At 38.6% G+C, this 16,310-nt stretch carries 20 protein-coding genes and 2 riboswitches; of the genes, 7 read left to right on the top strand and 13 right to left on the bottom strand.

Features of this window, described 5'->3' with window-relative positions; translation table 11 throughout:
- Positions 1-21: 21 nt before the first annotated feature.
- The 6 genes from JFL43_RS07385 to JFL43_RS07360 form a co-directional block, all read right to left on the bottom strand.
- On the bottom strand, positions 22-456 hold the full coding sequence (locus JFL43_RS07385; protein ID WP_200748496.1) for a GNAT family N-acetyltransferase: 435 nt from the start codon (positions 454-456) through the stop codon (positions 22-24).
- Between the two features lie 170 nt (positions 457-626).
- Positions 627-1,130 (bottom strand): GNAT family N-acetyltransferase, encoded by a 504-nt coding sequence (locus JFL43_RS07380; protein WP_200748495.1) that lies wholly within the window; start codon positions 1,128-1,130, stop codon positions 627-629.
- An 88-nt stretch (positions 1,131-1,218) separates the two neighbouring features.
- On the bottom strand, positions 1,219-1,533 hold the full coding sequence (locus JFL43_RS07375; protein WP_200748494.1) for a DMT family transporter: 315 nt from the start codon (positions 1,531-1,533) through the stop codon (positions 1,219-1,221).
- On the bottom strand, positions 1,533-1,868 hold the full coding sequence (locus JFL43_RS07370; RefSeq protein WP_200748493.1) for a DMT family transporter: 336 nt from the start codon (positions 1,866-1,868) through the stop codon (positions 1,533-1,535). Before JFL43_RS07370 ends, JFL43_RS07375 begins: the two co-directional genes overlap by 1 nt.
- A 58-nt stretch (positions 1,869-1,926) precedes the next feature.
- Positions 1,927-2,027: riboswitch (guanidine-I (ykkC/yxkD leader) on the bottom strand.
- Positions 2,028-2,081: 54 nt separating this feature from the next.
- Positions 2,082-2,429: a GIY-YIG nuclease family protein gene (locus JFL43_RS07365; RefSeq protein WP_100795547.1), complete on the bottom strand. Its 348-nt coding sequence runs from the start codon at positions 2,427-2,429 to the stop codon at positions 2,082-2,084.
- A gap of 19 nt (positions 2,430-2,448) precedes the next feature.
- Positions 2,449-3,204 (bottom strand): DUF2087 domain-containing protein, encoded by a 756-nt coding sequence (locus JFL43_RS07360; RefSeq protein ID WP_200748492.1) that lies wholly within the window; start codon positions 3,202-3,204, stop codon positions 2,449-2,451.
- Positions 3,205-3,351: 147 nt separating this feature from the next.
- On the opposite strand from JFL43_RS07360, the gene JFL43_RS07355 reads away from it, so the two are divergent.
- Positions 3,352-3,786 (top strand): hypothetical protein, encoded by a 435-nt coding sequence (locus tag JFL43_RS07355; RefSeq protein WP_200748491.1) that lies wholly within the window; start codon positions 3,352-3,354, stop codon positions 3,784-3,786.
- 31 nt (positions 3,787-3,817) lie between these two features.
- Here the strand turns inward: JFL43_RS07355 and asnB are convergent, their stop codons facing one another.
- A complete protein-coding gene (gene asnB, locus JFL43_RS07350; protein WP_200748490.1) occupies positions 3,818-5,653 on the bottom strand; it encodes an asparagine synthase (glutamine-hydrolyzing) in 1,836 nt (611 codons plus the stop codon).
- 66 nt (positions 5,654-5,719) lie between these two features.
- Positions 5,720-6,064: a winged helix-turn-helix transcriptional regulator gene (locus JFL43_RS07345; RefSeq protein ID WP_200748489.1), complete on the bottom strand. Its 345-nt coding sequence runs from the start codon at positions 6,062-6,064 to the stop codon at positions 5,720-5,722.
- Between the two features lie 124 nt (positions 6,065-6,188).
- On the opposite strand from JFL43_RS07345, the gene JFL43_RS07340 reads away from it, so the two are divergent.
- Positions 6,189-6,791, top strand: a complete 603-nt coding sequence (locus tag JFL43_RS07340; RefSeq protein ID WP_100795552.1) for a nitroreductase family protein — start codon at positions 6,189-6,191, stop codon at positions 6,789-6,791.
- A gap of 168 nt (positions 6,792-6,959) precedes the next feature.
- The gene (locus tag JFL43_RS07335) at positions 6,960-7,886 is read left to right on the top strand and encodes a 1,4-dihydroxy-2-naphthoate polyprenyltransferase (RefSeq protein WP_200748488.1); all 927 of its coding nucleotides are present in this window, start codon (positions 6,960-6,962) and stop codon (positions 7,884-7,886) included.
- Positions 7,887-7,949: 63 nt separating this feature from the next.
- On the opposite strand, the gene thiW is transcribed toward JFL43_RS07335, so the two are convergent.
- From thiW to tenA, 5 genes are read right to left on the bottom strand one after another with little or no spacing between them, the layout of a single operon-like run.
- Positions 7,950-8,441, bottom strand: coding sequence for an energy coupling factor transporter S component ThiW (gene thiW / locus JFL43_RS07330; protein ID WP_200748487.1), 492 nt, complete (start codon positions 8,439-8,441; stop codon positions 7,950-7,952).
- A complete protein-coding gene (thiE, locus tag JFL43_RS07325) occupies positions 8,438-9,091 on the bottom strand; it encodes a thiamine phosphate synthase (protein ID WP_200748486.1) in 654 nt (217 codons plus the stop codon). Before thiE ends, thiW begins: the two co-directional genes overlap by 4 nt.
- Positions 9,084-9,917 carry a bifunctional hydroxymethylpyrimidine kinase/phosphomethylpyrimidine kinase gene (thiD, locus tag JFL43_RS07320; protein WP_200748485.1) on the bottom strand — a complete coding sequence of 278 codons (834 nt, stop codon included), beginning with the start codon at positions 9,915-9,917 and terminating at the stop codon, positions 9,084-9,086. Before thiD ends, thiE begins: the two co-directional genes overlap by 8 nt.
- Positions 9,914-10,723, bottom strand: a complete 810-nt coding sequence (thiM, locus tag JFL43_RS07315; RefSeq protein WP_325166647.1) for a hydroxyethylthiazole kinase — start codon at positions 10,721-10,723, stop codon at positions 9,914-9,916. Before thiM ends, thiD begins: the two co-directional genes overlap by 4 nt.
- Positions 10,723-11,412: a thiaminase II gene (gene tenA / locus JFL43_RS07310; protein WP_200748484.1), complete on the bottom strand. Its 690-nt coding sequence runs from the start codon at positions 11,410-11,412 to the stop codon at positions 10,723-10,725. Before tenA ends, thiM begins: the two co-directional genes overlap by 1 nt.
- A 96-nt stretch (positions 11,413-11,508) precedes the next feature.
- A riboswitch (TPP riboswitch) is annotated at positions 11,509-11,613 on the bottom strand.
- Positions 11,614-11,780: 167 nt separating this feature from the next.
- Here tenA and JFL43_RS07305 point away from each other — a divergent pair.
- The 4 genes from JFL43_RS07305 (at position 11,781) to JFL43_RS07290 (ending at position 16,264) form a co-directional block, all read left to right on the top strand.
- Entirely contained in the window at positions 11,781-13,151 is a 1,371-nt protein-coding gene (locus tag JFL43_RS07305) for an MATE family efflux transporter (RefSeq protein WP_200748483.1), read from the top strand.
- A gap of 203 nt (positions 13,152-13,354) precedes the next feature.
- Positions 13,355-14,212, top strand: a complete 858-nt coding sequence (locus JFL43_RS07300) for a putative RNA methyltransferase (RefSeq protein ID WP_200748482.1) — start codon at positions 13,355-13,357, stop codon at positions 14,210-14,212.
- 88 nt (positions 14,213-14,300) lie between these two features.
- Positions 14,301-14,795 carry a PH domain-containing protein gene (locus JFL43_RS07295; protein WP_100795561.1) on the top strand — a complete coding sequence of 165 codons (495 nt, stop codon included), beginning with the start codon at positions 14,301-14,303 and terminating at the stop codon, positions 14,793-14,795.
- Positions 14,795-16,264 carry a PH domain-containing protein gene (locus JFL43_RS07290; RefSeq protein ID WP_200748481.1) on the top strand — a complete coding sequence of 490 codons (1,470 nt, stop codon included), beginning with the start codon at positions 14,795-14,797 and terminating at the stop codon, positions 16,262-16,264. Before JFL43_RS07295 ends, JFL43_RS07290 begins: the two co-directional genes overlap by 1 nt.
- Positions 16,265-16,310: the final 46 nt, after the last annotated feature.

The raw sequence follows: 16,310 nt of genomic DNA, 5'->3' as shown, positions 1-16,310 counted from the left end.
AGGGGACAGCTCTTTTAAGTTTTAAACTTCTTTTATCATTAATACATGTTCAATGCCTGCATCTAGAAAAATATCAGATGCCACGTGATAGCCTAATTTTTCATAGAAGCCTTGAGCTTGAACTTGACCATCCAATTTTACTTTTGCAGCACCTAATTCTTTTGCTATATCTTCTAAAGCTTGAATAATAATACGACCTAGGCCATGTTTACGATATTCTTCTAAAATAGCGACACGTTGTATTTTACCAACGCCCTCAACTAAACGAACGCGACCAGTTCCAACTGCTTGACCATCATGATTCGTAATAAGAACATGCTGACATTCCCCGTCAAGATGATCGAATTGATCCAATTCTTCTTCAGCAGGTACTTTTTGTTCCTCTACAAATACTTTTACGCGAATATCAAATGCTTTCTGTAAATCTTCTTGTGTTGTGATTTTGTGCGCTTTCATATAATTCAGCTCCTATGTTTTTAATTCTTCTGAAAATTCATTGGTCTTATAAGTTATTTTAACAGGTGCTGTATGAAGAATCTCTAATAATTGTTCAGCCATGAAATGAGTGTTTTTCCTGGCTCCGTTTATGTTGTCCATTGAGAATACAAGGGCTATCCCATTGCTTGTTAGTCATGCCCTATAATCGTACTTCTTCTATCAAGTAGGGTAACGTCACGCCAAACACCATTTAACCTACCAAAGCGTTCGCGTACGCCAACCACTCTGAAGCCGAACTTCCGATGTAGATGTATACTTGCGTCATTGTCAGAGAAAATTTGTGACTGGATTGTCCAAATGCCATACTTTTCACTTTCTTCGATGCATTTTTTTAATAGCTTAGTACCAACACCCATTCCTTGAGCTCGACTACTAATATATATGCTATCTTCAGTCACACCCTTGTGAAATGCATTACTGGAAAATGGGCTAAGTGCAATCCATCCAACGATTTCTCCATCCACACGTGCGACAAAACGGCATTCTTCTAAATGCCCAGCGTCCCACTGTTCAAAACTAGGAGGGATTGCATGGAATGTTGCATTCCCTCCCTCAATACCTTCGATAAAAATAGCTCTAACTTGGTCCCAATCAGCGGGAGTCATTGTATCGATGATAACTTGTTCTGCCATATATGCAACCTCTTTTATAATAGATTTCAATGCTTTGAAATATTATATCGAATTTAGCATAAGAATAGTGTAGTTATCTGAAAATAATTTAAGAGACAAGTTTTAGTCCAACAGCTGCACTTAGCACCATTGTAATAAAAACAATACGTTTCCAATCTTTTGATTCACCGAAAAAGAAAATGCCAATGAGTGCTCCACCAGATGCACCAATACCAGTCCAAATAGCATAGGCTGTACCCATGGGAATTGTATTCATAGCATAAGAGAGACAAGAAAAGCTAATTGCAAAGCCAGCGATTAGGCTTACCATAATAGATGCTTTCTTTTCATATTGCCATTTGTTCATCATGGCTACACCAAAAACTTCGCAAAATCCTGCTACAATTAACGCAATCCAAGCCATTATTCTGCACCTTCTTTCTTATCATCAGTCACAATTTTTAAACCCATAACTCCGACAAGTAATAGAATAATGAGTAAAATTTTCGAGATTTTAAATGGTTCATCGAAAAATAAAATACCTGTAATAACAGTGCCTGCTGTACCAAGACCTACAAAGACCGCATACACCGTTCCAACAGGGAGGTAGCGCCCTGCAACGAGCAATAAATAAAAAGTGAAGACTATAGCGAACGTGGTGCCTCCCCAAGTCCAAACGTTATATGAGTGCTTTAAACCGACAACCCAAAACACTTCAAAAATAGAGGCTACAATAACAATTAACCAATGCTTATTCATCTCATCCATCCTTTCTAATTGGTGATAAAAAAGCCTGAAAGACACTGATTGCTCAGCAGTCTCCCAGGCTTTTATCCTTCCGTGGCATAGCGAAATCGCTATGAGATTTCTCTCGGACCAGACTAGCAAGTATGCCACGGAACCCTAGAAATCATTATCGTATCAAGTTGAGATAATTGTAATGAAAATGGACAAGAATTTCAAGTGAGAAGGTTATTTTTCGATATAGCCATTTTCACCGAACGGTTCTAATTTAGCAATCCATTTCTCTTCAAGCTTTGCTAATTCTCTTTTCGCATCGAAGTAACCTTCTTCTTTTTTCTTTAGCATTTCGAGAATTTCAATTTCAAATGAAGCTGCACCAAATTTGTTCCAATCTGCTTGAAGTGTTTTATTCGTATGGCTATTCATTTTCAGCATAAATTGTACACCGTTTAATCTTTTTAGATTGTTTGTACTGCCAATATAGACTTTATTGTTAGTTGTGTTGGTAATTTTATAAACACCTGATTGGATAGGGGTTTCTTTATAAATTTGTTTGAGTTCTTTTTGACGGTCCACTATGAAGTCCCTACTTTCTTTATTTTTTTATCCAATATGCACTACCATCTGCTTTACGATCTAAAAAGCCGTATTGGATTAAATAGCGACGAATCATTGCATAATCATCGTGAATTGGCTTGAGGATAACATTCAATTCTTTTTCTGTATAAGTTAATTCGCTATCAAAGTGATTTGTAATTTCGCGTAGGATAATCAGTTTTTGTTTTTCCTTTTTCGGAAAGCGTAGAAGAGGACCATTTGTACCTTCAGGGAAAAGTTTTTGCAAAATCTCCTCCTGCTCTTTGTCGGTAGTATTATAACGGTCATCAACCATCGTTGCTGTTTTATGAACAGGCACGAAAGTTGGTGCATTCATATCCTTTTCCTTTAATAGCTCCATCATAACTAAAAACGTTTTCGCTTGACGTTCCTTTTCTTTTAAGGCAAAACGATGATGGCGGATTGTAGAGGCGCTACCGATTTCTAATTCCTGCTGCACTTCAGCATCTGTTTTGCCGTCATAAAATAGGCGGAGCAGATTGCTTTGATGCTCAGTTAGACCTGTCATCTTTTTATTTAGCCCAATTAGATAAGTAAAAACAGATTGATGTGTTTCTGTAATATGCAGTTGCATATATTTCTCTGCTTCATAAAGTACGTCATTTTGAGGATATATATAGCCTTTTTCTATTTGTTCTCCGCAAAGTAGGCAAGTGTAACAATGTGCGTTTTCTGAGTAGCCTTTTTTAAGTTGATCGATTGATGCATTCCAAAATAGTTCGGAGTTCTCCATTTATAAACACCTTCAGTTTCTGTTTATTTATTTTCAAACTTTAATTGTTTTTGTTTGTCTTTATATAAACATGATAAATCTTTGTTTGTTGTTTGTCAATGATTAACATTCCGCTTATAATGAATAGAATAGATAGGGGTGTTTGTGGTGCAACATTTCAAAATGCAAATGGAGAAGATATGGGAAGATGAAACGTTCTTTCAGCTTCGCTGGCAGTTGGCGAATGAAGTGTGTGCTTTTACAGTGGATGTATATACGGATTATGAAGCGCTAGGGGAATTAAGAAAGGGTGTTTCTGAGTTTGCACATTTTAAACGTAATGAGTTCAAAATTGTATTTGGTAAAGATAGCGAAACTTCAGCTGACTATTTATCGATGCGCTTTTTCAATTTAGATAGTTTGGGTCATATTGGTATTGAAATTGAAGCAGACAATAAAAAGGAAATTCCAGATGCGGCAAGGGTTCATTTGTACATTAAAGCTGTGTTGCATGATTTGGATGTTATCGTAGATCAATTGAGTAAATTTATTCGTGAGGAAACTGAAGAGATTCGGTGTATAGCTTTTGATACAGAAACATAAAAAAAGCACGCAGACATCTGCGTGCTCTTTACTATTCAACAATCTGAATTTGATAATCTTCAAACCAAGTATGAATCTGTGCGAGATAGGCGAGAAGTTGAGGGCCGGCCATTAATTGCCCAAACCAAGGGACTTTAAATGAAGTGCCACCGGAATCTATGAGGCTTTCTAGACGTTTACGTTCAAAGAATTCGTGTAGGATTGAGTTTTTGTCTTGGAGAATTTCTTTAAGCCATTGCTGAACACCAGCTGTATAAGCAGGGTGATAAGTTTTAGGATAGGGGTTCTTTTGTCGATAGAGCACCTCTTTTGGCAAAAGATCTTCCATTGCCTTTCGTAAAAGACCTTTTTCCATATTACCTGTAGATTTCATTTCCCAGGGAATATTCCACATGTATTCTACGAGGCGATGGTCTGCAAAAGGGACTCTTACCTCTAATCCCGCACCCATACTCATGCGGTCTTTGCGCTCTAATAGTGTCGACATAAACCAGTTCATGTTGAGATAGAACAATTCACGTCGTTTTGCGTCTTCTGGTGCTTCTCCGTCAAGTCGTGGCGTTTCGGCAATCGATTCTTCGTAAGCATTTTGCATATAGTCTTGAATATTAAGCTTTTGTTGCCATTCTGTGCGTAAGAAAGATTCACGTTCACCAATGGACCTAATCCAAGGGAAGTTGGATGATGCATGTTTGAACCAAGGGTAGCCACCAAATATTTCATCTGCACATTCACCTGATAGGCCAACTGTGAAATCCCTTTTCACTACTTTTGCAAACCATAATAGGGACGAATCTACATCTGCCATACCAGGCACATCCCGGACGTGCACGGCTTCTTTCAAATGATCAATTAACTGTTGTTGTGTAATGATTTCCGAGTGGTGTACCGTTTTAAATGTGTCGGTCATCTTCTGAATCCAGAAAGCATCTGTGGAAAGTTGAAAATCATTTGATTCAAAAAACTTAGCATTATCTTCATAATCGATGGAATAGGTGTGAAGTACCTCATTACCACCTTTTTTATATTTATTTGCAGCTATTGCTGTAATAATACTAGAGTCTAATCCACCTGATAGGAAAGTACAAAGGGGTACATCGGAAACAAGTTGTCTCTCCACCGCATCTGTCACAAGGTCCCGCACATTGGTAACTGTATGATCAAAGGAATCTATATGCTCGGAACTTTTAACGTTCCAGTAGCGCCAAATACGAAGGCCACCCTTCGTAAAAGTAAGTGCATGAGCAGGGCGCAATTCATTAATATTGTGGAAAATTCCATTGCCAGGGGTACGAGAAGGACCAAGGCTGAAAACATCAGCAAGTCCGTCATGCTTAATGATCGGCTGGACTTCTGGATGTGCGAGGAGTGCCTTTATTTCAGAACCGAATAATAAGCCGCTATTATGTTCTGTATAGAAGAGTGGTTTAACGCCAAGTCGATCTCGTGCAATGAAGAGTTTTTCTGTGGCATCATCCCAAATAGCAAATGCGAAAATACCATTTAGATGATCGACACATTGTTCCTGCCATTCAATATAGCTTATAAGTAAAACTTCAGTATCTGAATTAGATGAAAAGTGGTAATCACGTTTTTGTAATTCACGGCGTAATTCATCGGTATTGTATAGTTCGCCGTTATATGCGAGGGTGTAATTAGTGCCTTTTTTTGACCGAGTCATTGGTTGTTCACCGCCACTTGGATCAATAACGATGAGTCGTTGATGCCCAAAGGCTACATGTGTTTCGGTCCAAAGGTTTTCTGCATCTGGACCACGTTTTTTTAATGTTTTAGTCATGCTATGTAAAACATTTTGTTGTAGCCTTAAATCCTTTTTGAAGTCCACCCATCCTGTAAAACCACACATTTTTACACATCCTCTGCAAGTATTCATTACGTAGTATATGCGAGCGGGGCAGCGGAGGTGCAATTGTTAGTTATCTTTTTCTTTCATATGTTCAATGTGGTTGGCGCCCCATTGCTGCATCGTTTTTAACATAGGCTGAAGTGTCATGCCGTATTCTGTAATTCGGTATTCTACTTTAGGTGGTACTTGTGGATATACAGTACGTGTTAGGATGTCATGTTCCTCTAATTCACGTAGATGCATTGTGAGCATTCGTTGTGTGATATCTGGAATGAGTTTTTTTAATTCATTAAATCTAAGTGGTTCCCCATGTAATAAGTGATCTAAAATAATTGGCTTCCATTTGCCGACAATCATGTTTAATGCGACGACAATTTGGCATTGCTGTGGATTTTTTTTGTCCTTTAACATGTGTAACCTCCCATTAGTATCTTTTTTAATACTATGTTTAAAAAATGTGCCTACTTACAATTCGTAACTACTTACATCATAATTGATATTAGTTAAGAAATATACATTAATTGGGGGATTTATAATGACTAATAAAGATTTTGCAACAGCTGTAGAGGAACGCCGTAGCATTTATGTAATTAATAATGAAGCAATCGTATCCGATGAACGTATCCAAGAAATTATTGAACATGCAGTGAAACATACACCATCTTCATTTAATTCTCAAACTGCACGTGCAGTTGTTTTACTTGGTGAGCAACATTCGAAATTATGGAGTATCACAACTGAAACTTTACGTAAAGTAGTACCCGCTAATGATTTCGCGCCTACTGACGAAAAAATGAAAATGTTCGGTGCAGGTTATGGCACGGTGCTGTTTTTCGAGGACCAATCAATTGTAAAAGGATTGCAAGAGAAATTCCCTTCCTATGCAGATAACTTCCCGATTTGGTCATTACAATCATCAGGTATGGTGCAATATGTAGTGTGGACTGCACTTGAACAAGAAGGTTTTGGTGCCACATTACAACACTACAATCCATTAATTGACGCAGAAGTGAAAAGTGAGTGGAATATTCCTGAGGATTGGAAATTACTTGCTGAAATGCCTTTTGGTAAACCTGTTGTTGCAGCTGGAGAAAAACAATATTCACCAATTGAAGATCGTGTGAAAGTCTATAAATAAGATATGGATTTTGGGGCTACTCCTAAGTATTACTTAGGAGTAGCTTTTTTGTTGTGTAGAAGAGATGTGTACGTTCCATCTAATATGTTAGAAATTTCTCCTTTGGCATGATACCTACAAATCAGTTAATATAGAGTAGTTGTAGTTTAATATGAAAGGAAGTTGATTATGAGTCAAAATCGTAATCAGAATATAGAAGAAATTAGTACGGCAAAGTTAATGTGGCAACTAACTCGTCCGCATACATTAACAGCGACATTTGTACCTGTTATTCTTGGAACAGTACTTGCTATGTTCGATGTAAAAATAGATATGTTATTATTTGTGGCAATGCTTGTATGCTGTTTAGCGCTACAAATTGCGACGAATTTATTCAATGAATATTATGATTTCAAACGTGGTTTAGACACAGCTGACTCTGTAGGAATTGGGGGCGCGCTTGTACGTCACGGTACAAAACCATCTACTGTGCTAACTTTTGCACTAGCGTTATATGGAGTTGCTGTTGTACTAGGCGTTTTTATATGTATGAGTAGTAGCTGGTGGCTTGTTGCAATTGGTGCAGTAGGTATGGCAATCGGTTATTTATATACAGGTGGACCTTTTCCAATTGCATATACACCGTTCGGGGAACTGTTTGCGGGTCTTAGTATGGGGATTGGATTCGTGTTGATTTCATACTTTATCCAAGCTGGAACGGTGAGCATGACAAGCTTTTTAGTGTCAATTCCGATGGGGATATTAGTTGGAGGCATTAATATGTCAAACAACATTCGCGATATCAAGGAAGATATAATTGGAGGACGTAAAACATTGCCGATCCTACTTGGCCGTGAAAAGGCTGTAAACTTACTAGCCATTTCATTTGTCGTATCTTATGTATGGATTATCGTTCTTGTTATTATGGGTACAATTAGCCCGTGGTTACTCGTTGTTTTCATTAGTATTCCAAAACCGCTACAAGCAATAAAGGCATTCAAAGAGGGCGTAAATGAGCCAGCGAAGCAGGGGATTGCGATGAAATCTACGGCGCTAACAAATACATTCTTCGGATTCTTATTGTCAGTAGGACTAGTTATTAGCTATTTTTTGTAATTGCATAAATGTAAAAACTGTCTAGTAGTCAAGTGATACTAGACAGTTTTTTTATAGTGAAAATTAATGTTTCTGCAATTGATGAACAAATTTTGTTTCCTTTAGACGTATAGCGATAATGCAGCCAAGTAGTGCACCGCTAATACTGGAGACAAGAAATGCAGGCATGAAGAATAGCGCAGTAACGGACGTACCCATTAAAATTTTGGCATATGGTACGGCGAACAATGAAGCTAATATACCTGTGCCAATGACTTCACCGACAGCAGCGAGCCAAAATTTTCTGTAATGCCTATAGAGAATGCCCGCTAAAAAAGCACCAATCATGCCTCCTGGAAAGGCGAGTAGTGAGCCAGTACCTGTTATTACTCGAATGAGCCCTGTGAGAAAGGCGATAAGTACAGCAGGTCCAGGCCCAAGCATAACAGCTGCTAAAACATTTACGGCATGCTGAACAGGATAAGCGCGTGCAATACCTGCTGGAAATGATATGAAAACCGATCCTGCTACCGCAATTGCGACAAACATAGCTATGATCATTTTACGTGTTGTCATAATATTTTCGTCTGCTGTTGCAAGACATGTAGTATTTGTCGTGTTGCTACAAATGGTTCTTCATGTGCGGCGATAGCAGAGATGAGTGAAATGCCATCTGCTCCTGATCGGATGACGGTTTGGCAATTATCAATTGTAATACCACCAATGCCAACTAATGGTAAGTCAGGATACACAGTAGTCGTTTGCACAATTAAAGCTGTACCAGCAGGGGGCTTTGCATCTGATTTAGATGTTGTAGCGTAGATTGGACCAATGCCTACGTAATCAGCACCGTCCTCAATCGCGGCAGTCACCTCTACTAATGAATGAGTAGAAACACCTAAAATTTTCTTAGGACCAATCTTTCCCCTTATAACATTGGCGCTAGCATCCTCTTGCCCAACGTGTACACCATCTGCATCTAAAGCAATTGCTAGATCTACGTCATCATTGATGATGAAGGGCACGTGGTATTTTTTACATAGAGCTTGGCAGGCTTTTGCAAATTGTATTTTATCCTGTCCTGTAAGGGAGTCTGCCCCTTTTTCTCTTAATTGAAAGATAGTAATACCTCCGCGAAGTGCTTCTTCTAAGACCACAAGAGGATCACGTTGTCCGGTGTTTTGACTGCCCATGATGAAATATAATTGAAGTTGTTCTCTATTCAATGATCAGAACTTCCTTTCGAACCTTTTCTGAAATTTCACGATAAGCCCAATGATTTGTCGGTCCGTGACCAGCGCCTAAATGTAGACCATTTGCTATAGCAGCTTGTATAAAATGTTTCGCATCAATCACTGCAGCAGAAGCGGTGAAGCCTTGCGCTAAGCGGGCTGCAATAGCTGCTGAGAATGTACAGCCAGTGCCATGTGTATCTTTTGTATTGATTCTTTCAGAACGCATAATGAAACGTTCACCGTTGGCAGCTAAAAATAAATCTTCTGCATAATTTGCTGTATCACGATGCCCACCTTTTAGTACAACGGCTTCCGCTCCCATTTCAAGCAGCTTTTTAGCTGCATTTTCTACATCGCTATCCGTTTTAATTGTGAGACCTGTCAACACTTCTGCTTCAGGAATATTCGGTGTAATAATGGTTGCGAGTGGCAGAAGATCGGTTTTAAGTGCGTTCACGGCGTCGTCTAATAACAGTGATGCTCCGCCTTTTGCAATCATGACTGGATCAATGATAAGTGTATGTTGTTTATAGGCTTTTAATGTTTCAGCGATAGCGTGAATGATGTCTGCTGAAAAGAGCATGCCAGTTTTAATAGCACTTACTTGGAAGTCGTTTAGTACGGCACTAATTTGGCTAACAACAGCTTCAACGGCTACGGGATAAACATCGTGAACACCTAATGTGTTTTGTGCGGTTAGAGCAGTGAGTGCTGACGTTCCAAATGTGCCGAGCTCTTGGAACGTTTTTAAATCAGCTTGAATACCAGCACCACCGCCACTATCAGAACCCGCAATTGTCATCGCTACATTCGTCATAATTGAATGCCCGTATTTTCTACAATTGTCATATTGTCACGCAAATCCTCTGAAGTGAATGAATATAGACTGTTGATCAATTCGACTGCGAATGTACCTGGAGCAATCGCGTTTTGTGCTGCGTTTTCGCCTACTTGTTTGTAAAATGCTAGAGCAGTAGCGGTAGCTTGCAGATTTTGTCCATCAGCAACTGCAAGAAATGCACCTGTAACGGCACTTAATAGGCAGCCAGATCCTGTAATAAGTGGCATTAAGTTATGACCACCTTCAATTTGGAACGTCGTTTGTCCATCAGTGACCGTATCTTTAACCCCAGTAACAGCAACGATGCAGTTATGTTGTTTGGCAACTTGTTCAGCAACGTTTTGGACATCTAGTTGCCCTTCACCAGCATCGACACCTTTTGCCTGCCAATCGACATTAGCAAGTGCTGCAAGTTCACCGGCATTACAACGGATAATGGTTACTTTGACTTCTCTTAAAATATTGGCAATCGATTGCTTACGAAATTCGCTTGCACCTACTCCAACTGGATCGAGAACAACGGGTGTACCTTTTTGATTGGCACTTTTACCAGCGATAATCATGGCTAGGACGTTTGCATGGTCAAGGGTACCAATGTTGAGTACCGTACAGTCTGCATGACTAGACATTGCAGCAACCTCTTCAATCGCTTGCGCCATAATGGGGGAAGCGCCGAGTGCAATTAGGCCATTTGCTTGAAAATTGGCAACGACAATATTCGTAATATTATGGATAAGTGGTTTTTGGGTACGTACTTTTTCAAGTAAATGTTGTTTGGTCACTATTTAGACAACTCCGTTTCATAATTTTGAATAGTCCATTGTTGTTTTGTCCAAGCCATGTTCCAAAAATGCCATTCATAGTAGCTACTCTTACGAAAATGCTCTTTCAGCTGTTGAATACGTGTAGGTGGTAAGTCTTTTGCGAGATCATTCATGCGGTTAATCTGCTCCTCGACTAGCTCTCCGAACCACTCAGAGCCATATGTTTGAATCCATTTATCGTAAATAGGGTGATTAGGTTTTGCGTCTTTTAAACGTTCGCCGATTTCATAGTAAAGCCAGTAACAAGGAAGTAATGCAGCTAGAGTGTCGGCTAAGTCACCATTATTTGCTGTACGATACATATGCGATACGTATTCGTATGCAGTCGGTGCTGGCTCAAACGCTGCGAACTCTTCTTCAGTAATTTTTAACATTGCGAAAAATTGTTCATGAAGAGCTAACTCAGCACCACATGTTTCTTCAGCGTGTTTGGCAAAACGTTGTGTTGTATGTAAATCAATTGCTTTTACCGCTCCGAGTGCTTGCACTTTTGCAAAATGGGTTAAATAGTAAGCATCTTGTTGTACGTAATATTGGAAAATGTCGAGTGGTAAAGTACCTGCTGCTAGTGATTTTACAAATGGATGTTGGAAGCTTCCTTCCCATAAATCATTACATTCTTGTCTTACTTCTTCACAAAATGTCATCTCTTTGCACCCCAAATTCTTCATTTTTTGAAAATAAAAAGCCGCCCCTAATCTTAGTCAGGAGGCGGCGGACAATCATTTTCAATGAAACAAAATAGACTGGTAGCGCCACTTCCCTCCGCTGGTATGAGCCAGATCAGGTTCCAAGGGTCCGCAGTGTTGTGCGTCTCAGTCAAATAAATGACTCCCCTAGTGGTTAAAAGCGATTTAGTTTTCATCATCAATATAACATAAATAATGTGATTGGCAAGATGTAAGTTAATCATAGTAAATAGATTGTAATAAATGGCATTATGTCATAGCGGTGCATTAATTTATATGTTAAGATACAATCTATCTCAATTTAATGAGGAAAGATAGGTGGTTGAATGGCAGCAATGGCAACAGTGAAAGCGCCTAAGGAGAAATTGAATTTATTTCATTTAACATGGCCAATCTTTTTAGAAGTGTTTTTATTTATGTTGATGGGGCTTGCTGATACATTTATGCTGAGCGTATTGTCTGATGATGCGGTTTCAGGTGTAGGGGCAGCCAATCAATATATTCATATAGCAATATTGATTTTAGAAGTAGTAGGAAACGGGGCATCGATTGTTGTTGCCCAATATTTAGGATCGAAGCGTTATTTAGAAGCTTCTAAAATTTCAGCATTGGCCGTTTCATTGAATTTAGTTATTGGTTTAATAATGAGTGTTGCTTTTGTTATTTTCTCAAAAAATATAATGATAGCAATGAATTTACAAGGTGATGTTCTTGAGTACGCTAGTAAATATTTATTCATTGTTGGGGGAGCTATTTTCTTACAAGCAATCATTAATTCATTAGCAGCGATTATTCGTGTGCATGGTTGGACGAAGCAGACGATGTATGTGTCACTTGGAATGAATATTTTTCACGTAATAGGGAATTATGCTTTGATCTTCGGTAAATTTGGTTTCCCTGAACTAGGTGTGCAAGGTGCAGCCATTTCTTCAGTTGTCAGCCGTGTTTTGGCTCTACTAGTATTCTTCTGGCTATTGTATCAAGTACTAGAGGTGCGCATTAAATTACAATACTATGTGTCATTATCGAAAGAATACATCGGTAAGATTATGCAAATTGGCCTTCCATCTGCTTTTGAGCAGGTGATGTACCAAGGCTGTCAAATTGTCTTCTTATATTATGTGACGTATTTAGGCGCAGAGTCACTGGCGGCCCGGCAATATGCGTATAATATTTCAATGTTCACCTATTTATTTGCCATAGCGATTGGGACAGGTACAGCGATTATGGTCGGTCGTTACGTTGGTGCTAATGAGAAGGATGTGGCTTATAAACAATTGTGGGTAAGCGTGAAGTGGGCAATTATCTTTACATTAGTGATGGTCGCAGTAGTCGTTATTTTCCGTTATCCATTAATGCGTCTCTTTACCGATAATCCAGAGGTTATAAAAATTGGTGCGACGGTGTTAGTATGTAGTATTTTGTTAGAAACAGGACGTACATTTAATATTACGATCATCAACTCATTACGTGCATCAGGTGACGCCAAATATCCGTTAGTCATTGGATTTTTCTCAATGGTTTGTATGAGTTTGCCGCTTGGCTATTTGCTTGTATTTCAATTGGATATGGGATTAATAGGTGTGTGGTTAGCGATTGCAGCAGATGAATGGTGCCGAGCTATTCTCGTCTTCTTCAGATGGAAAAGTCGTCGTTGGGAAAGATATGCACTTGTTGCTCCGAATAAAACAAAATAATTGGATTGGATGTTATATATAGTTTGGGATGAGAGGAAAGACGCTAGCATTTGGGTGCTAGCATTTTTTTGAACTTTGGTGAGGATGAATGCTATTCAAAAGCAAACTATTAATTCCTCGAATCCCACCATATTTTATCCTTAGCCAATCACCCCCTAGTTTTGTATACTAAGTAAAGAAGAAAAATGAACGAGGTGTTTGGCATGGCATTGCCGAGGAAAGTAGCAAGTGCGAATTATATGAGGGAACGTGAGGAGCTTTTTGCTTGTCCAGTTTGTGGGAGCGAGATGATGGTGACGGAGGATTGCAGTATTGTTTGTGATAATCGGCATTCCTTTGATATTGCGAAGCAAGGCTATGTGAATTTTATGACACATGCTGCTACCTCAATGTATGGGAAAGGTTTATTTGAAGCGCGTAAGCAGGTTATCGAAAGTGGTTTGTATGCACCGATGCATACAGCGCTTTGTGATTTACTGAAGCAGATGAATACTAATGTTGTTGTATTAGATACGGGCTGTGGAGAAGGGTCACATTTAGCAAGCATAAAAAATGAATTCCAGGAGCAATCTGATCACAGTTTTGTTGGAGTAGGTATTGATATTGCAAAAGAAGGAATTATCGCAGCAGGGCGCAATTACGATGACATGATTTGGTGTGTCGGCGACCTAGCAAAAAGTCCGTATCAACAAACTAGCTTTAATGCGATTTTGAACATTTTATCACCTGCAAATTATACGGAGTTTAAACGGCTATTAAAGCCGAATGGAATGGTTATTAAAGTCGTGCCGCAAAGTGGATATTTACAGCAATTACGCGCTATGTTTTTCGCGGATTCTGAAAAAGAATCCTATTCAAATGAACTTACTGTTGAACGATTCAAAGAGAATTTCCGTGAAGTTGAGATAAAGCGTATTGCAAAAACTATAGCAATAGATCAGGAATTGGTGCCTCTATTAATGCATATGACACCGATGGGCTGGCATCAAAATAATAATGATACAGCTATAAATTTAACTGAAATTACGATTGATTTAGATATATTAGTTGGGAAAATATAAGATAGTCCTCCGCTTTTTAGCGGGGGACATTTTTTATTTAGAAACTTTTTCCTTATCCTATCCGTATAAATAAAGAAGGAGTGATTTGATGTATTTAAAGATTGAAGCGCCACAGCGAAGTATTTCGAAAGAGGCTGTAAAGGTTTGGCGTATAACTGAGACGTTAGAAAATGCCGGAATTCTTGCAGTACTTGGGATCCTCTACTATTTACATATGCGTTTCGAGTGGAAGGAATGGATCGGTTGGATTATTTTAGGGCTTCTAATATTGACTGTCTTAAATGCAATTTGGGAGATATTGTTCGAGCCAACATTAAAGCAAAAGTATTGGCGTTATGATGTGGATGAGGAGTTTATTCAATTAAAGCATGGGGCTTTAAAAGAGGTGAATGAATTGATTCCAATGACAAAGGTACAGTCTGTAGAATTGAATCAAGGGCCCTTCTTGCGTAAATATGGCTTGTATTCTATTCAGATTGGTACGATGGGAACAGAGCATGCTATTCCTGCAATTCCTGAGAAAGAGGCTTTTGAATTGCGTGATCAAATTGCACATTATGCAAAAATTAAGGAAGTGGAATAATGGAGCAATCGTTGAAAAGACTACATCCGTTCATTCTAGCATTCGATTTATATAAGTTAATTAAAGGTAACATTATCTTTTTTGTATTTATTTTTTTACTAAATATGGGATCTGATAAATGGTGGATTCAAACAGCAAAATGGCTCTTCTTGGCTTATGTAGTGATAATGCTCTTTGTGAATATTGGTAAATGGTTAACATATAGGTATGAGATAAAAGATAATGCTATCTATATTAAGTCGGGGATTTTTTTAAAAAGCGAGCAAACTGTGCCATTTTTAAAAGTGCAGAATGTCCAACGCCAAACAACAGTTTTTCATAAGATTTTTAAAGTGACGTCTTTAACTTTAGAAACGGCAGCTGTTGGTGAAGAAAGTTCTATTACATTTGATGTAATTTCTAGAGCTGAAGCCGAAAGTTTAGAGAGAGTTGTTACAGTAACTTATGAACAGCAGGTAATTAATGAACTAACTGAAGCTGAACTTTTTGAAGAGCAGCTAGTAGAACAAGAGCCGAAATCTGAAAAGACCACTCATTTTACACCGACAAAGCGGGATTTGGTGAAAGCATCTTTTACATCACTTAGCTTTTTAATTTTGATTCCGATTATTTTTAAGCTTGATGATATTGTGAAGTTCGATACGTTTGCGGATGAAGTGACGGATGCTTTGAAATGGGGTTGGGCAATTTTAGCGATTGTAATTATTGGTGTACTTCTTATCTCCATAGCAATTGGTATGATTCATACTTTTATAAAGTATGGCAAGTATGAAATTTCATCAGATACACAGAAGGTTTATATAAAAAAAGGTGTGCTAGATGAGTCAATATTTTCGATTCGTAAGGAGAAGGTACAGGCTGTTGAGATATCGCAATCGCTTATGAAGAGGCTTCTTGGACTTGCTGAAGTGAAGCTGATTAGTGCGGGGAATACGACGATTGGTGAAGTAGAGACGAATACGCTGTATCCATTTTTACCGGTGCATAGGGCATATGAATTGATAAGTGAGCTGTTACCGGATTATCAAGTGGAAGAGAGTATGCATAAATTGCCGGGGAATGCATTTTGGATTCGTATGATTCGTCCAAGTTATATTTGGCTTATTGCAACGGCAGCAATTTGGTATTTCAAGCCTTCATTATGGTGGATTTCGCTAGCTTTGCTTCTAGTCATCTATGTTTCTCGTATATTAGATTTTAAAAATAGCCGATATTTACTGAATGAGTCCTTCATTCAAATGAAAGAAGGTGGATTTTCTACGACATTATTTATTACAAAGCGTAGTCAAGTCATTGAAGTGAAGGCAGAACGTTCGAAGTTACAGCGGTACTTTAATGTGGCCTCAATTGAAACGGTGAATCGTGCAAAACCAGTGCATCATAACAAACTTATTGATGTACCTCACGAGGTAGCGAATGAATTTTACAGATGGTATATGGATAGGAAGCATGAAATCAAAACACAGTAACTAGTTTTATTATTCAAAGAATGGGAATAATGAAAGTAGAGGTGAA

It is taken from the genome of Viridibacillus soli (assembly GCF_016612995.1).
GTDB lineage: Bacteria > Bacillota > Bacilli > Bacillales_A > Planococcaceae > Viridibacillus > Viridibacillus soli.
This window is presented reverse-complemented; position numbering and strand designations above follow the sequence as displayed.